The 16769-nt window shown below is 35.9% G+C and carries 17 protein-coding genes; 5 read left to right on the top strand and 12 right to left on the bottom strand.

What is annotated here, in order from left to right; genetic code table 11:
- Positions 1–131 precede the first annotated feature (131 nt).
- The 3 genes from ACPF63_RS11655 to ACPF63_RS11665 all read right to left on the bottom strand — a co-directional run bounded on the left by ACPF63_RS11655 (position 132) and on the right by ACPF63_RS11665 (position 3040).
- Entirely contained in the window at positions 132–1169 is a 1038-nt protein-coding gene (locus ACPF63_RS11655; protein WP_228408745.1) for a peptidylprolyl isomerase, read from the bottom strand.
- 81 nt (positions 1170–1250) lie between these two features.
- Positions 1251–1763 (bottom strand): FKBP-type peptidyl-prolyl cis-trans isomerase, encoded by a 513-nt coding sequence (locus ACPF63_RS11660; protein ID WP_077414507.1) that lies wholly within the window; start codon positions 1761–1763, stop codon positions 1251–1253.
- Positions 1764–1969: 206 nt separating this feature from the next.
- The gene (locus ACPF63_RS11665; RefSeq protein WP_077414509.1) at positions 1970–3040 is read right to left on the bottom strand and encodes a branched-chain amino acid aminotransferase; all 1071 of its coding nucleotides are present in this window, start codon (positions 3038–3040) and stop codon (positions 1970–1972) included.
- Positions 3041–3125: 85 nt separating this feature from the next.
- On the opposite strand from ACPF63_RS11665, the gene mnmD reads away from it, so the two are divergent.
- Both mnmD and ACPF63_RS11675 read left to right on the top strand, forming a co-directional pair.
- Positions 3126–3800, top strand: a complete 675-nt coding sequence (gene mnmD, locus ACPF63_RS11670; RefSeq protein WP_426483140.1) for a tRNA (5-methylaminomethyl-2-thiouridine)(34)-methyltransferase MnmD — start codon at positions 3126–3128, stop codon at positions 3798–3800.
- Positions 3801–3995: 195 nt separating this feature from the next.
- Entirely contained in the window at positions 3996–4412 is a 417-nt protein-coding gene (locus tag ACPF63_RS11675) for an NUDIX domain-containing protein (protein WP_047384430.1), read from the top strand.
- Positions 4413–4433: 21 nt separating this feature from the next.
- On the opposite strand, the gene ACPF63_RS11680 is transcribed toward ACPF63_RS11675, so the two are convergent.
- The gene (locus tag ACPF63_RS11680) at positions 4434–5138 is read right to left on the bottom strand and encodes a DUF4294 domain-containing protein (protein WP_077414513.1); all 705 of its coding nucleotides are present in this window, start codon (positions 5136–5138) and stop codon (positions 4434–4436) included.
- A 51-nt stretch (positions 5139–5189) separates the two neighbouring features.
- On the opposite strand from ACPF63_RS11680, the gene ACPF63_RS11685 reads away from it, so the two are divergent.
- Together ACPF63_RS11685 and rpe are read left to right on the top strand one after the other, a co-directional pair.
- A complete protein-coding gene (locus tag ACPF63_RS11685) occupies positions 5190–6263 on the top strand; it encodes a M42 family peptidase (protein WP_426483141.1) in 1074 nt (357 codons plus the stop codon).
- A 328-nt stretch (positions 6264–6591) separates the two neighbouring features.
- On the top strand, positions 6592–7242 hold the full coding sequence (gene rpe, locus ACPF63_RS11690) for a ribulose-phosphate 3-epimerase (RefSeq protein WP_426483142.1): 651 nt from the start codon (positions 6592–6594) through the stop codon (positions 7240–7242).
- A gap of 213 nt (positions 7243–7455) precedes the next feature.
- Here rpe and ACPF63_RS11695 read toward each other — a convergent pair whose 3' ends face one another.
- Genes ACPF63_RS11695 through ACPF63_RS11705 form a run of 3 tightly spaced genes read right to left on the bottom strand, consistent with a single transcriptional unit; the run spans position 7456 to position 9299 of the window.
- Positions 7456–7941, bottom strand: a complete 486-nt coding sequence (locus tag ACPF63_RS11695) for a DUF1772 domain-containing protein (protein WP_426483143.1) — start codon at positions 7939–7941, stop codon at positions 7456–7458.
- A 35-nt stretch (positions 7942–7976) separates the two neighbouring features.
- A complete protein-coding gene (locus ACPF63_RS11700; protein ID WP_426483144.1) occupies positions 7977–9074 on the bottom strand; it encodes a DUF692 family multinuclear iron-containing protein in 1098 nt (365 codons plus the stop codon).
- Positions 9075–9077: 3 nt separating this feature from the next.
- Positions 9078–9299: a hypothetical protein gene (locus ACPF63_RS11705; protein WP_426483145.1), complete on the bottom strand. Its 222-nt coding sequence runs from the start codon at positions 9297–9299 to the stop codon at positions 9078–9080.
- 161 nt (positions 9300–9460) lie between these two features.
- Here ACPF63_RS11705 and ACPF63_RS11710 point away from each other — a divergent pair, with 161 nt between their 5' ends.
- Complete coding sequence (locus ACPF63_RS11710; RefSeq protein ID WP_426483146.1) at positions 9461–11380, top strand: alpha-L-fucosidase; 1920 nt, start codon at positions 9461–9463, stop codon at positions 11378–11380.
- Between the two features lie 72 nt (positions 11381–11452).
- On the opposite strand, the gene ACPF63_RS11715 is transcribed toward ACPF63_RS11710, so the two are convergent.
- The 5 genes from ACPF63_RS11715 to dnaX form a co-directional block, all read right to left on the bottom strand.
- Positions 11453–11869: a nucleoside-diphosphate kinase gene (locus ACPF63_RS11715; RefSeq protein ID WP_034687444.1), complete on the bottom strand. Its 417-nt coding sequence runs from the start codon at positions 11867–11869 to the stop codon at positions 11453–11455.
- Between the two features lie 592 nt (positions 11870–12461).
- Positions 12462–13388, bottom strand: coding sequence for a ribosome small subunit-dependent GTPase A (gene rsgA / locus ACPF63_RS11720; protein ID WP_426483147.1), 927 nt, complete (start codon positions 13386–13388; stop codon positions 12462–12464).
- Between the two features lie 195 nt (positions 13389–13583).
- A complete protein-coding gene (locus ACPF63_RS11725; RefSeq protein ID WP_047384411.1) occupies positions 13584–14666 on the bottom strand; it encodes a chorismate mutase in 1083 nt (360 codons plus the stop codon).
- 400 nt (positions 14667–15066) lie between these two features.
- Positions 15067–15648: a hypothetical protein gene (locus ACPF63_RS11730; RefSeq protein WP_426483148.1), complete on the bottom strand. Its 582-nt coding sequence runs from the start codon at positions 15646–15648 to the stop codon at positions 15067–15069.
- A gap of 32 nt (positions 15649–15680) precedes the next feature.
- A complete protein-coding gene (gene dnaX, locus ACPF63_RS11735; RefSeq protein WP_047384410.1) occupies positions 15681–16766 on the bottom strand; it encodes a DNA polymerase III subunit gamma/tau in 1086 nt (361 codons plus the stop codon).
- Positions 16767–16769: the final 3 nt, after the last annotated feature.

Genomic DNA, 16769 nt, shown 5'->3' on the forward strand with positions numbered 1-16769 from the left:
CCGGAAAATCATTGAACTTCCCAGGTATTAAAATGGGTCGCAGCCTTACACATATCGTTACAGAATGTATTTGAACAGAATAAAAAAAGCCATCCTTCCGGACGGCTTTTGAGAATATTTTGAAAATTCAATTATTTTACTTTTACAAGCTCAACATCGAAAACTAACCAAGAGTTTGGCGGGATCACTCCTCCTGCTCCTCTTTCTCCGTAAGCCATTGCTGGCGGGATCAATAATGTAGCAGTTTCACCTTCTTTCAACAATAGGATACCTTCATCCCATCCTTTGATTACTCTTCCCATTCCGATTGGAATTTCGATCGGCTCATTTCTTTTGAATGAAGAATCGAATTCAGTTCCGTCTACCAGTTTACCTGCATAATGTACAGATACATTATCACCCGCTTTTGGAGCTTTACCGTCAGCTGTTTTTGTGATTTTATAGTAAAGACCTGATTCAGTTTTTTGCATACCAGCTTTTAGGTTTTCAACTAATTTCTCCTGGTTAGCTTTGAATTCTTCTTCTTTTTTCTTCTTTTCAGCTTCTTCTTTAGCGATGAAAGCTTTATTGTTTTCTGCAATCTTTGCTTTTCCTTCAGTAAATGTTTTAGCAGCATCATAGTGCTTGTACTCATCACCTTTGCTGAAAACAGAAACTTTTTCTAGAACGATATTTGTTTTAGGTTTATCCTGAGCTCCTTTTTCAACGTTAGCAATAGCATCAATCACATCATTACCTTTTACCACTTTTCCGAAGATTGTGTGTTTTCCGTCTAACCAAGGCGTAGCTACTTCAGTGATGAAGAACTGAGACCCGTTTGTATTAGGTCCTGAGTTCGCCATTGAAAGAATACCTTTTCCTGTATGTTTAAGGTCGTTTCTTTCGTCCTCGAATTTATATCCCGGATCACCTGCTCCAGTTCCCTGAGGATCTCCCCCCTGGATCATGAAATCTTTGATTACTCTGTGGAAAATAGTTCCGTCATAATAAGGAACTCCTTTAGCCTTAGCTTTGTTGTCGATTTTCCCTTCTGCAAGACCAATAAAGTTGGCTACAGTTACTGGTGCTTTCTTGTCTTCAAACTTTACAATCAAATTACCTTTTGTGGTTTGAAGATTGGCATAAAGCCCGTCATTAAGACCTTCGTAAGTTTCTTTGTCTACGTTCATTTTTTTATAAATTGGGGTACAACTCATCAGCGAGATACTTGCCGCTGCCAGAATTATATTCTTGTTAAACAATTTCATGTATTATAGCGCTTTTAATTTTATGATTAATGGAATATCGTTATCTATTTTCTTTTCGTCTCCAAAAGTTCCGTAAGCCAAAGAAGACGGTACCAAAAGCGTTACTTCCTCTCCATCATGTATAAAACGCAAAGCGTTCTCCACTGCCCTCAGTTCATCAAAGTGCCCGAATCTGGCATCTCTTCTTTCAAAAGACTGATCGTATATTTTTGTCTGATCAAAATCATACAGATCATAAGAATAGGAAATCAAAGTTTCATCTTTCCTTCTTTCTCTCTGATCATAACCTTCAGCGGTTACCCAGTAATTAAGCTGTGTAGGATAAAATTTCACAGACTGCCCGCTGATCCAATCCTGAATCTGGCCTCTTTCTATGATATTCAGATTTTTCATCCTGTTTTTAGAAACATCCAGATCTTTTTGGCTTAAAACACCGCCTACCGGAGGGTGGGCCGTCTGTGTATTTCTGTTGCAGCTTAACAGGCTTATGGCTGATATGAAGAGTATTTTTTTCATAAACTTTTGCGAAAATACACATTTCGCGAATCAATTACAAAACTTGACCCAGAAATATGTGAATGTAAGAATGTAAATCTGCTAATAAAACAAGGCAGCTGGCTGAATCCTCTGATTAAAAGTTATTCATACATTTTACACGAATACATAAATACAAAAAAAGCCGGGAAAAACCCGACTTTTATATAGTTTATTTAAAAAAAATATTAAACTGTTTCTAATGCATGATCTACTACAACTCTCCATCCGAAAGGATCTTCAGAAAGATTAGTCTGCAGGTCTACCAAGTCTTTCTTAAGAATAGCAGCGAAGCTTTCTTCATCAGATAATCTTGGAAGCTCAAGTTTTACACCCTCATATCCTAAAGCCTGGAACTGAGTGGTTACCACTGCTGTACCTACTCCCCACACTTCTTTAAGAGAACCATTCTTCAATGCTTCAATAACTGTTTTCACAGGAATTGGTTCTATTTTCACTTCAATTCCTCTTTTCTTAGCCAGTTGAATGAAACTGTCTCTTGTTACTCCGTCAAGGATTTTCTCAGAAGTTGGAGGTGTATAGATTGTATCATTGATTCTTACAAATACGTTCATTGTACCACTTTCTTCGAAATATTCGTGAGTAGCATCATCTGTCCAGATGATTTGCTCATATCCTTCTTCGATCGCCAATTGCGTAGGATAGAAAGAAGCAGCATAGTTACCTGCAGCTTTTGCAGAACCTACTCCTCCGTTTGCTGCTCTTGAATAGTGATCAGAGATCTTTACAGATACCGGCTCAGAATAATAGCTCTTTGCTGGTGTTGCAACGATTGCAAACATATATTTATTAGATACTCTTGCTTTCAAAGCTTCCTCTGTAGCAAAGATCAATGGTCTGATATAAAGAGACATTCCTTCCCCCTGTGGAATCCACTCTCTATCCATATCTACCAATGCTTTTAATCCGTCCAAAAACATTTCTTCAGTCACCTCAGGCATAGCAAGACGCTTTGCTGACTTATTGATACGTTCAAAATTCTTTTCAGGCCTGAAAAGGAAAACCTGCCCGTCTTTGTCTTTATAGGCTTTCATCCCTTCAAAACAAGCTTGTCCATAGTTTACCCCCATCATGGCAGGTGTAAATGGAATCGGACCGTAAGGAACTAATTTTACATCACCCCATTTCCCATCTTCATACTCACATATGATCATATGATCTATGAAAGTACCACCAAATGAAAAATCGTTAGGGTCAAATGTAGAAATTCTGGAGTTTTCAGTTTTTTGAATTATCATTTTTTAAAATTTTTACGATGTTCTACAAATTTAACATAATTTTCTAAATATAAAAATTTTAGAGTAAATTTGACAAAAAAATAGCTTGAAAAGAGAGATTAAGACCACAAACGACGGCAGTAAAACATTGTTTATCAATGAATTAAATGAAAACTACCATTCTCATCACGGAGCACTTCAGGAAGCTGAACATGTGTTTATTAAAAATGGATTAAATTTGACAAATGATTGCGAAATTAATATTTTAGAACTCGGTTTTGGAACAGGTTTGAATGTTTTAGTAACAATTAATGAATATTTAAAAACTGACAAAAATCATGTCATCAATTATTTTTCGCTTGAAAAATACCCCATAAATGAATCCGAAGTTAAGGATCTGGCTTACTTTGAACATTTTGATAACCCTGAGTTTAAAAATATTTATCAGAAAATTCATCTGGCAGATTGGGAAAAGTCAGTAGAAATCATTAGTGGATTCAACTTAAAAAAGATAGAATGTGATTTTTTTGACCTAAAAGACATTGACTTGCCTAAAATCAATCTTGTTTATTTTGATTGTTTCGGTGCCAGAGTACAGCCTGATCTTTGGGAAAAGCCACTATTTGAACTGGTTTCTGACAAAATGGCAATTAACGGATTATTAACTACCTACTCTTCTAAAGGCAGTGTAAGAAGAATTCTTCAGGAACTGAATTTCCAGGTAGAAAAAAAACAGGGACCTCCGGGAAAAAGAGAAATGATCAATGCCATTAAATTGTAGAATGTAAAGCTACTAAGGAGATATACTTTAATTTTCTATTTTTTATAATAATCACTCTATAGTAAAGATAGGTTGATTTAGAAATTTTCAGAAATAAAACAGATAGCATAAAACTTCCAGCTTCACGCTTCCTCCAGCCAGCTTTTTTCAACAAAATTTCTTACATTAGCTATACAAATATTATACATTATATATATGATAGATAAGATCAACATTAGAGTGTATGCGTGTGCGGTAAAAGACAAACAAGTTCTGACTTTATTTGAAGAATATGCCGGTGAACCTTTAATGAAATTTCCGGGTGGCGGATTAGAATATGGTGAAGGAGTACTGGAATGCCTGCATCGTGAATTTGATGAAGAACTGAATGTACAGATTAATGTTCTGGAACATTTTTATACTCAGGAAAACTTTCTGGTTTCCCGCTTCAAAGAAAACGAACAGCTTCTTACCATATATTATATAGTAGATATTGTGAATGAAGAAGATTTCATTATCATGGATCCCTGCATCGAAAAAACAGAATGGATTGATATAGACAGACCAGACAATCCTTTCCCTCTTCCAATAGATAAGATTGTATTTGATAAATTAAAAGAAAAATTCCTGTAAGCATTCTTACAGGAATTTATATTATTTCTTGACTTTAAAATCGCTTGCTCCCGGGTAAGGCTGCAAATACCCTGAATTCCAATTGGACTGAAGCAATGATTCTACAAATTCATCAGTTCTGTTTTTGTGTGGATCGTATTGTTCTTTCAGATCAATATCGGCCATTTTTCCTTTTACATTCCACCAGAAAGCGCTCCATCCACCTCTCAGTTCTTTGATTATTTCATAGACATTTTTTCCGGTAGCCCTGTTCATCAGTTTTGCAAAAACCTGCCCCTCGGTAGTGGTAAGATCTCTCAGTTGTTTTTCATATTGATCTGCCAGCATATTCTGTCGTTCTCTTACAAATTTTCTTTTAGCCTTGCTATCCATATCATTCATATCTTTCTGGATGTCTCTGTACTGCTGTAATGCAGTGACAAATAGCGGATATACTCTGTACAGCTTTTTATTCAGAAAATAATAGTAATTTTTATCCAGCTGGTTATTAAATCTCGGTTTATTAACCAAAACCAACTCGTCTAATACAACTACAGGCTCGCCGTTAATTTCATAAATCTTGACTTTTTGCTGCTCGTCATAATAGTATTTATTACCAAATTCATCCGTTTTCAAGGATTCAGGTGGATACTGATTGAGTGGTTTCGCCACTACACCATCCTTTTGGCCAAAAGCACTGACTCCAAAAAAGAGAATAAAAAGGCAGATAATCTTACTAAAATTCATTATTTTTACACTTATAAGAACAAAAATTAAACGCAAAAATCATTCCTTTTTATGAAATTTGAAAAGAAATCTTTGAAATTTTTAGAAAAATATTTAAACACATCATCTCCAACAGGTTACGAACATAAGGGACAAGAAGTCTGGATGGACTATATCAGACCCTATGTTGACAAAATAGAAGTAGACCATTATGGAACCTGTTATGGGATCATCAACCCGGAAGCTGAATTTAAAGTAGTGATTGAAGCACATGCTGATGAAATTTCATGGTACGTCAATTATATTACGGATGACGGATTAATCTATGTCATCAGAAACGGAGGTTCCGATCAGACGATTGCCCCTTCAAAAGTGGTTCATATTCACGGAGAAAACGGAATTGTAAAAGGAGTATTCGGATGGCCGGCTATTCATACGAGAACGAATCAGAATGAGCCTACTCCTAAAATTGAAAATATCTTCATCGACTGTGGTGCTACTTCCAAAAAAGAAGTGGAAGAAATGGGAATTTTTGTAGGATGTATGATTACTTACCCGGACGAGTTCTTTGAAATGAATGACAGATATTTTGTCTGCAGAGCGTTGGACAACAGAATCGGAGGTTTCATGATTGCAGAAGTAGCAAGACTTTTGAGAGAAAATAAAAAATCTATTCCATTCGGACTTTATATTACCAATTCTGTACAGGAAGAAGTAGGTTTGTATGGAGCAGATATGATTGCTGATACCATCAAACCGAATATCGCCATTGTAACAGATGTTACCCACGACACGACCACTCCGATGATTGAAAAGAAAAAAGAAGGTGATCAGAAATGTGGTGCAGGGCCGGTAGTATTTTTTGCTCCTAGCGTCCATCACACCATCAGGGAATTAATTATTGACACTGCAAAAGTTAAAAAAATCCCTTTCCAAAGAGCCGCAGCAAGCAGAGCTACAGGAACTGATACTGACGCTTTTGCCCATTCTAATGGCGGAGTACCAAGTGCTTTAATTTCCTTACCTTTGCGTTATATGCATACTACGGTAGAAATGGTGTCTAAGGAAGATGTAGCTAATGTGATTAAACTTATCTACGAAACCATTCTTAAAATCAAGCCGGAAATGAAACTGAAATATCATTAAAAATGAACTTTATTTCTGATTTAATTAAAAAACCAACTTTTATCTCTGTAATATTTATTATACTTATAGGGCTTGGAATTCCTTTAATTCTCTATCAATTATTTACATTCCATTCTAGTGAAAGCTTAGGAATTACGATAGAAGTAATTTTTTTTTTGGTTCTATCTGGACTCCTTGTGATCGACAGGTTTTTACTCAGAAATATCAACAATAAAAAGTTATCTGTCATAGAAGCGATTTTAATAATAGGATATCTAACCAATTATTATTTCACCCATGACCGTTCATTTTCAATAGGATAATAAAAGTAAAAGTATAAAAAGTAAAAATGAAAACGAAGCTTATTGCTCCATCCCTTTTATCTGCAGACTTTGGGAATCTGCAAAGAGACATTGAAATGCTGAACAATTCTCAGACCGACTGGTTCCACATTGATGTAATGGACGGCCGTTTTGTACCCAATATTTCATTTGGTTTTCCGGTAATGAAAACTGTTCAGCAGCATGCCAAAAAATTTGTAGATGTTCACCTGATGATTGTGGAGCCTGAGAAATATGTTGATGAATTTATCAATCATGGTGCAGACCTTATTTCAGTACATTACGAAGCATGTACTCACCTTCACAGAACCATTCATCACATTCAGAGTAAAGGAGTAAAAGCAGGTGTTGTTTTGAACCCTTCCACTCCTGTATTAATGCTTGAAGATATCATTGCAGATGTGGATCTGGTATTGCTAATGAGTGTAAATCCAGGGTTTGGAGGACAGAAATTCATTGAAAACACTTACAAAAAAATTGCTGAAACCAAAGACCTGATCTTAAGCAACAACTCTACAGCCCTTATTGAAATAGACGGCGGAGTAAATCTTGACAACGCTTCTAAGCTTTTTGAAGCCGGAGCTGATGTACTTGTGGCAGGAAATGCTGTTTTCTCAGCAGAAAGCCCGGAGAGAACGATTGAGCTTCTAAAGATTTAACCATTATCTTTATTATAAAAACAAAAGGCAGCCAATGGCTGCCTTTTCTCTTGTTTGAAATGAAGTCTTCGTGGTTATAAATTTTTTCTCAACATTTTGAAAATGTTAAATCTGTTTTGTCTTGCTAACAACACAAAGATCAGAATAAAATCATAGGTACACATCCGTAGAAATACCGAATCTAACATTAAGTATTTCTACGTATTCGCACATTTACACCTCTTTATTCCAGATACAGGCACATACTACAAAAATGATAGAAATAACAGAGAAAACGGTTCTTATATTATTCAGAAAATTCCATCTGTTTTCAAAATTAGCGCGCATCTGCCTGATGGCTTCCGTTGTAGAATTGGAAATATCAAACTTATCCAGCGCATCATTCATCGGAACATTTCCGGCAACCGTCACTCCAAAAACCCCAATCAGATAGGCCAGTGCAGCCAGCAGGAGAAAGATAAAAACAGGCTGATGTCCGCGGAACAAAAAGACAGATACCGGCAGAAAAGCCGCTGTTCCCATAAAACCCATGAAGAAAACAGGGTTCAGAATTTCTCGGTTGATATTCTGCATAGCTTTCAGATATTCTACATCAGAGAGTTTTCCCAGTCCAAGGACTACAGAACATGAATAAGCATAGAAAAGTCCTCCTATCAGAGCAGTGAGGACAGCGGTAATGATCAATACTAGTGTTGTCATTTTCATATATTTTGATTTTGGTTATCAGGATAGAATTAATAAGGATTCCATTCTTTGATAATATTCTGGGCAGTAAGAATCATTTCAGGATCCCAGTTCTCTGTTTTAAAGTAATGAAAATCCTGATCTTTGATAACTACTGCTCCCGCATTGTCAAAAAGAAGTCTGGTAAGCCTGGACTGTTCTTCAAATAAAGCCAGATCTTCGACAGGTTTCTCCGGACGTTGTATTTGCCGTTTGTTCCAACGGCTTATTTTTCTTCCTTTCCAATCAAAAGCTTCAATTATTGTTTTAACTTTATTGAAGTCATTCAGGAAATTTTCTTTGTCCTCTTCCGTCTTCAGCGTATGGCCCAACCTTTCGATAATAATATATTCCAGATTTTGACACTTTGCTAAAACAGAAGGCAAAACAGAAAAAATCTCCTCAGGGATAACATCATCATGGGTATCTCTCCTTACCTGCTTTTTCCCATATACACTCTCCTGCCAGCTTCCTCCGGAAAGATGAATCTCTTTTACCTTATCCAAAGGGTACAGATCAATTATTTCCTGCATTTTTACCCCGAAATTACAGGATTGACAATAAATATTATGAAGATCGAGAATCAGAAAGCCATTGGTATCCTCCGTTAATTTATCAAGAAAAATTCCTTGTTCTTTGACATCATCAATAGAAAATGAAAACGCTAAATTTTCTATACCTACAGGAATATCTACCGTCTCCTGAAGCCTGTACAGCCTGTCTTTTCCTATCTGTAATGTTTTGGGATGCAGAGATACCGGCAATGGTACTCCCTGGTGAAAGTTTTCAGTATTCATGAAACCAAAATGTTCCGTGATATGATTGTATTTCCTTAAGCCGACTTCTTCTTTTAGCTTTTTCAGCCAATCTTCCTGCCTTTCTGTCCACCTTGCATCAAACAGGGAATAATAAACACCATGGCCTATCAAACGGTTATTTTCTGCATAAAAGTTTAGCAGATCACGAAGCCAATCCGGTTCATTGGTATGATAAAGGGTATCAAAGGACCATTCCAGAACATCAATAGTGTTGTTCTGCAGCAACGGCAAAACAGCAGAAACAAAATCAGCTTCTGCCATCATTGATATTCCTAATAGTGGTTTTTTCATCTTTTATCCCATTCCACAAGCCGGACAGCCATGGCCACGAAGAACAAGCGTATCTTTTTTTACGATTGACTTAGGAGTCCCCGGTTTTTTCTTTTCAACAGTATCGGGTGCTGTTGCTTTCTTTACTTTTTTTACAGGCTTTTTAGTTCTAGTTTCAGGTTTAGTGCTTTGTGCAGAAACTCCTACTGCTAATAAACTCGCCATTAATATTGCTGGAATTTTCATAATTGCTTTTTCAGATAAAATTTACAATAAACGTTCCATTTATCTCGTCCAATATATTCAACCTTTTATTTTAAGTTCAAATTATATGGAAATGGTTTTATTTTAATTTTTAGTTTAAATCATAAAAATACAATAATAAAGGAGACGCTCTGATAATAATTATGAGTAAATCTCAAGATATTATTGCGGTAATGCTTTCTTTATTTATATTTAATGGTAAAATAAAACTATATATGAAAAGCAGTCTGATTAAAGCTGTTTTCCTCGGGTTGGTGTTATCTGCTTATAATACCAATGCACAGGTTCAAACAGTTGACAACAGCAGGAAAATGGAATGGTTTAAAAATGCCAAACTGGGTGTTTTTATTCATTGGGGAATCTACTCCGTGAATGGAATATCTGAATCATGGTCATTTTTCAACAATTATATCAATCACGAAAATTATATGAAACAGCTGAATGGTTTTTCAGCTTCAAAATATCAGCCCGAACAATGGGTAAATCTTATTAAAGAATCCGGAGCAAAATATGCTGTTATTACAACCAAACATCATGACGGGGTTTCATTGTGGAACTCTAAGGCTGAAAAAGCGATCACGATTCCCGGACAGTCTTTAGCCAAAAAAGATGTTCTAAGTCCTTTTATTTCTGCTTTGAAAAATTCCGGATTAAAAACAGGGCTTTACTTCTCCTTGCCGGATTGGAGCCATCCCTATTATGACATCAATACGCGGACAAAAAAGCGATACGAAATAAAAGACGATCCGAAACGATGGCAGAATTTCATCAGTTACTATCAAAGCCAGCTTAATGAACTTTCCTCTCAGTACTCCCCTGACCTTCTTTGGTTTGATGGAGACTGGGAGCATACTTCTGAGGAATGGAAAGCTTCTCAGACTCTGGATCTGCTCAAGAAATACAATTCAAATATCATCATCAATTCAAGGCTCAACAATCATGGGGATTATGACACTCCCGAACAGGGAATTCCGGTCGTTCCACCACAAAATCCATACTGGGAGCTTTGTTATACTATGAATGATTCCTGGGGATATCAGCCTTATGATAAAAGCTATAAAACACCCAATATGATCGTAAGAACGTTGACGGACGTTATCAGTATGGGAGGAAATCTTCTGCTTGATATCGGACCCAGATCAGATGGTACAATTCCCGAGGAGCAAGTTGAAATTCTGAAAAATCTTAGCCGATGGACCTCTAAAAACCAGCACGCCATTTATGAAACAACCCGTGGAATTCCTTTTGAAAATTATAAAGGAAAATCTTCTTTATCTACCTCAAAAAAGTCCTTATTCCTTTATCTGGAGGAAGCCAAAAACTTCGCAAAGATTTATGGATTGGAAACAAAACCTGCTTCAGCAAAAATAATAGGAGATCCTTCAGCTGTTATTAAAACAGATTACAACGCTGAAAAAACACTGACATTGAATTTTTCCAATGTGAAATTTGATAAAGACGTCACCGTTGTAGAACTTACTTTTGATACTCCGCCTGTATTTCTGAAAGATTTTAAAAAGGAAAATCACTCTCTCGCTGAAATCATGGGTAATAAAAACACACAGGAAGCGGCCTATACTATAGCCAATACACTATATAATGGTTATAATCTGCCGACCTCTTCAGGGCTGACCAGTGATGGTCTCGATATGAAAATCAAGAAAACACCCAACACCAATCAGGAAACTCTGCAATGGATAAGTAAGCATGCGGAGGCACTTTATGAAACTGAAAAAGGATTACCAGATGGCCACTATTCAGGAATAAGTGCATTGTCAAAAGATAAACAGACACTTTATCTTTTTGTGGAAGGAACCCCTACAGGTCCAATTGCCTTAAAAGGAATAAAAAACGGAATTGCCAGAATAAGAGTGGTAGGCGAAGGCACTATGTTGTCACATACGATATATAATAAACTTTACTGGAGTGACAGACCGGGAATTATTTATATTGATATTCCAAAGGAAAAGCTGGATAAGCAGATGACTGTCATTGCTGTTTTACTCAATAAGCCTATTGAACTTTACAGAGAAAATGTAGGTGCTATTGAAAACAATCTTTAATAAGCGTTGAATATCATAAAAAACAAAATCCGGAGAATTCTCTCCGGATCTTTTATTTTGTAAGATGATTTCTTAGAAAATCTCTCTTCCTGAAAAATGGAACTGAGCTTCGATTAATGCATTCTCGTCAGAATCTGAACCGTGAACAGCATTTTCTCCTATGCTTCTTGCAAACATTTTTCTGATTGTACCTTCTGCAGCTTCTGCAGGATTAGTAGCACCAATTAATGTTCTGAAGTCTTCAACTGCATTATCTTTTTCTAAAACTGCAGCCACGATAGGACCAGAGCTCATGAATTCTACCAACTCACCATAAAATGGTCTTTCAGCGTGTACTTCATAGAATTTTTTTGCATCAGCAACTGTAAGCTGAGTTAATTTTAAAGCTTTGATTTTAAAACCTCCTTCAGCAATCTTACCCAATATAGCACCGATATGTCCGTCAGCAACTGCATCAGGCTTAATCATAGTGAATGTAATGTTAGACATAAATGTATATTTTTTTAATGGCGCAAAATTACAAAAAATATCTTTGATTTTTATTTTAATTTTTTTTTAACATAAAAATAACTTTTATTAAGAAATTATGAACCAATCTTTGGCACAGTAATTGTTTATTCTACTGCGATTCTCATGTTTAATTTGAGTTTTCATGGTTATTAGTTTTTACCCAGCTTCGGCTGGGTTTTTTATTTTCAAAAAACAATGCCATTTTTTATCAATTCAACATTTTAAACAGCTAAATAAAAGTAAATTTAATAGTATTATTGCTTTTATTTCAATTATTAAAACAATCGGATTTTCCAGAATATTATTTTCTCGCTAAACTAAAATATGTCAAAAGTGGAGTTATCTGCCAAATTTGTTATGCCAAAAAGTAGAGTTATATAAAAAAGAGATTTTTTTCGTTAAAATTTAGAAAAAACAAATCAAAAAAAACAGACCATTAGTAAGAATGTTAAATTTGAACATTAAAAAATAATATTTGAGAAATATTATACTAAAATGACAGCAATAGAATCTGTACAGATTGTCCGAATTAATCTGCAGTGGTTATTATAATAGTATAGAATTGATATGGTTATTTCTGAGAAGCTTCTTCCGCCTCATCCATCAATTTAATGTACGTAGAATAGCGCGAATGTTGTATTTCGCCTGTTTCAAGGGCATCAAGAACAGCACATTTCGGCTCATTAATGTGAAGGCAATTGTGAAATTTGCACTCTTCTCTCTTTTTGAAAATCTCAGGGAAGTAATGCTGTACTTCTTCTTTTTCAATATCGATCATGGCAAATTCACGAACTCCAGGGGTGTCAATAACATTTCCGCCAAAATCCCAGAAGTGCATCTGTGCAAAAGTTGTTGTATGCTTTCCTTTCAGATGGGTATCTGAAATTTCAGATGTTTTCAAATTCAGTCCTGGCTGCAAAGCATTTACTAAAGTAGATTTCCCACAACCGGAATGTCCGAAGAACACTGAAGTTCTATCTTTAAGGATTTCCTGCAACTGATCTAGATTCAGTCTTGAATAAGATGAAATTTCCAATGTGTTATATCCAATTTCCTGGTAGAGAAACTCGATATCTTTCACAATTTCTATTTCTTCCCCCTGGAGAACATCAATCTTATTAAAAAGAATCAAAGGAGTAATATTATAGGCTTCACAGCATGCCAAAAATCTGTCAAGAAATCCTAAAGATGTTTCAGGATGTTTCAGGGTAAAGATAAAGCACGCTAAATTAATATTGGAAGCGATAATATGGGCTTCTTTTGAAAGGTTTACTGATTTTCTGATCAGATAATTGGAGCGTGGCTCAATTTTCGTGATCCAGGCAATATCATCCTGTTCCAGTTGAAACTCAACAAAATCTCCTACAGCAAGTGGATTGGTAAGCCTTGTTTTTATTAATTTGAATTTCCCCCTGATTCTGGCCTCGAAAATTTTATTTGTTTCCAATTCCAAAACCTGGTACCAGCTGCCTGTAGATTTAATGATTTTTCCTTTCATAGATAATACTGGTGCAAATATAAGGAATTAGGGCTTAGCATTCAGGAAATAGGTTAAAAACACATGTTTCAATTCTTCTAAATCCTGAGGTCTAAGCCCTAATAAATATTTTTTGCCGTAAATAGGTAATCGTTTTCAGGAATTAAATCAATTCTACTTATCCTAAATCCTATCCCCTTATCCGTTATCTGCAGTTTATCTCTTATCGATCATAATGCTGTTCTGAACTTCAATAGATTCTTCGTGAATTGCTTTGAAAACTTTTTCAATAAATTCCTGAGACATTCCGGTTTCTTTTGCTTTTTGATTAGCATATTCCGTGATTACTTTCCAACGTTCAGGCTGGAAAATCGCGATATCATTTTCCTTTTTAAGCTTACCGATCTTTTCAGAAATTTTCATTCTTTGAGAAAGAAGTTCTATTAACTGGAAGTCAAGATCCGAGATCAAAGTTCTGTGTCTTCCCATTTCTCCTTCAAATCCTGCAAGATTAGAGCTTCTTACTTTCAGATTACCAATAAGGTCTGCAAGAACTTCAGGAGTAATCTGCTGAGAAGCATCACTCCAGGCTTCATCAGGATTACAGTGTGATTCAATGATAGCACCCTGGTATCCTACGTTAAGAGCTTCCTGTGTAATATCAGCAAGACCGGTTCTGTTTCCGCAGATGTGTGATGGGTCAATCAACATTGGAATATTTGGAAACTGGCTTTTGAAATCAAGGGCAATCTGCCAGTTCGGGTTGTTTCTGTATTTTGTTTTCTGGTATGTTGAAAATCCTCTGTGAATTACTCCCAGGTTTTTAATATCCTGACCTAAAAGTCTTTCCAACGCTCCAATCCATAATGCAAGATCCGGATTCACAGGGTTTTTCACGAATACAGGTTTATCTGTTCCTCTTAAAGCCATTGCAATTTCCTGTACTGTAAACGGGTTCACCGTAGAACGTGCTCCAATCCAAAGAACATCTACATCTGCTTCCAGAGCTGCAAATACATGGTGCGCATTGGCTACCTCAGTAGCTGTTTTAAAACCATACTCTTCTTTTACTTTTTTTAGCCAGTTCAAACCGATCACTCCTACTCCTTCAAAACCGTTTGGTTTGGTACGAGGCTTCCAGATTCCCGCACGGAAAACCGATACATTGGCATTGGATTCTTTAATTCTCCTGGCGGTTTCAAGCATCTGAGCTTCACTTTCTGCGCTACATGGTCCCGCGATCATTAGTGGCTGTGTAAGCCCATCGATCCACTCATTTTTCAAATCATTTAAATTCATATTCTAAATTTTATTGTTTTTTTATATAATTTTTTCGTTGACAGCAATAGCCCTTTGGATTATAAAATTTAATTTATAATTCTTTTCAAAAAATGCCGTTCAAAAATTTTTAAAGGAATCAGGAAAATAATAGGGCTCTACTTCTCCTGTATTTTTTGGAAAGAAATTCAGTTAACAGTACCAATAAAATCGGTAATACGTTCTGAAATTTCTATAATAAGAAGCAGAAAAACTAAAATAACCGCTAAAAAAGTAATTAGCGGGTGCAAAAAAAGACAGATATGTGTTAGTCAGTTTTTCCATTTTATTCTGGAAATGTCTTTGTTTTAGCGTTTCTGGTTGTAATTTGTTCTTGTTGAAAACGTATTTTCAACAGAAATATTTGACAAATATATAAAAATTATGTCAAATCAAACTTCATTAAATCATCAAGATCTTTTAAAAGTGGATTTTTTTCGATCATTTTTTCAAACATTTTCCTCTTGGTCACCACTTCAATCTTCAGGTTTTCAACGTCTCTGACGTATTCTACCTCAATTCTATGGTTTTGAATTTTTCTTTTAAAATGATTAAAAAATTCTCCGCTTATTTTATCAAATTCTACTTTGGCAGAATCTGAAGGGAATAAAACTTTGATTTTATTTTCTGCAGCTTTTTCCAGTTTGAATGTTTTTACTGCGTTAAATACAAAGTTATTTTTTACCTGAAGCTGTTTAAGCATAATTTTCCATTCCATCTGCAGATCTGTATCTGTAAAATGGTTTTGAGGAAGATGTTCAGTTTTCACAACAACATCTTCTGTTGTTTCCACTTTATCTTCTTTATTCAGGAAAGAATTGATGCTGAAACCGGAAGAAATTCCCGGTCTTGATAATGGCCTGGTTGTTTTTGTTACTAAAGTTTCCTCAACTTGTTCCAAAGCAGCAGGCTTTTGTTCTGCTTTAACTTCTTTTTTATCCGGAGTTTTTTCCGGTATCTTCACCTCCTGTTTCTCACTAAGAAACGGAGCCGGAATCAGGAACTTTTTTTTTTAGTATCGCCTAAATTAGCTGTCAGTGAAGCCAGCTGCATTAATGCAATTTCAACCGTAAGTCTTGGGTTTTTGGAATTCTTATAATTAATATCTGCATGGTTGCAGATTTCAATGCCATCAATCAGCTGCTGGGCGGCCCACTTCTGTCCCTGTTCTATAAATTTGGATTTTGTCTTCTCTCCTACTTCAATGAGGTCGATCGTAGAAGTATTCTGCGCCATCATCAGATCTCTGAAATGATTTCCTAATCCGGCAATAAAAATATGGGGATCAAATCCTTTTTTTACAATTTCATTGAACGCAAAAAGCACTTCAGGAATTTTGTTTTCCTTGGCAAGATCTACAATATTGAGGTATTGATCGTAATCCAGAATATTCAGTACTTCGGCAGCTTTTGCCAGCGTAATATTTTTCTGGGAGAATGTAGAAAGCCTGTCGAAGATAGAAAGCGCATCTCTTAGTGCCCCGTCAGCTTTCTGAGCAATCAGGTACAATGCATCATCTTCATACTGGATATTTTCTTTTTGAGCAATATTTCTCAGATGATTCTGAATGTCTTCAATGACAATTCTCTTGAAGTCATAGATCTGACAACGGGATAAAATTGTTGGAATAATTTTATGTTTCTCCGTTGTTGCCAGAATAAAGATGGCATGGGCAGGTGGCTCTTCCAGTGTTTTAAGGAAAGCATTGAAAGCGGCAGAAGACAGCATATGAACCTCATCTATGATATATACTTTGTATTTACCAACCTGAGGTGCAAATCTTACCTGATCTATCAGTTCCCTGATATCATCTACAGAGTTATTGGATGCAGCATCCAGCTCATAGATATTATAAGCAAAGCCATCTTCTGAAACCGAGCCATCTTTCTCATTGATTTTTCTTGCAAGAATTCTGGCACAAGTAGTTTTACCCACACCACGAGGACCACAAAAAAGTAATGCCTGAGCTAATTGACTTTCTTCAATTGCATGTTCTAAAGTATCCGTAATATGGGATTGCCCTACAACTGTATCAAACTCCTGAGGACGATATTTTCTTGCAGATACTATAAAATTTTCCATTGG

The organism is Chryseobacterium sp. R2ACT005 (assembly GCF_049949215.1).
Classification (GTDB): Bacteria; Bacteroidota; Bacteroidia; order Flavobacteriales; family Weeksellaceae; genus Chryseobacterium.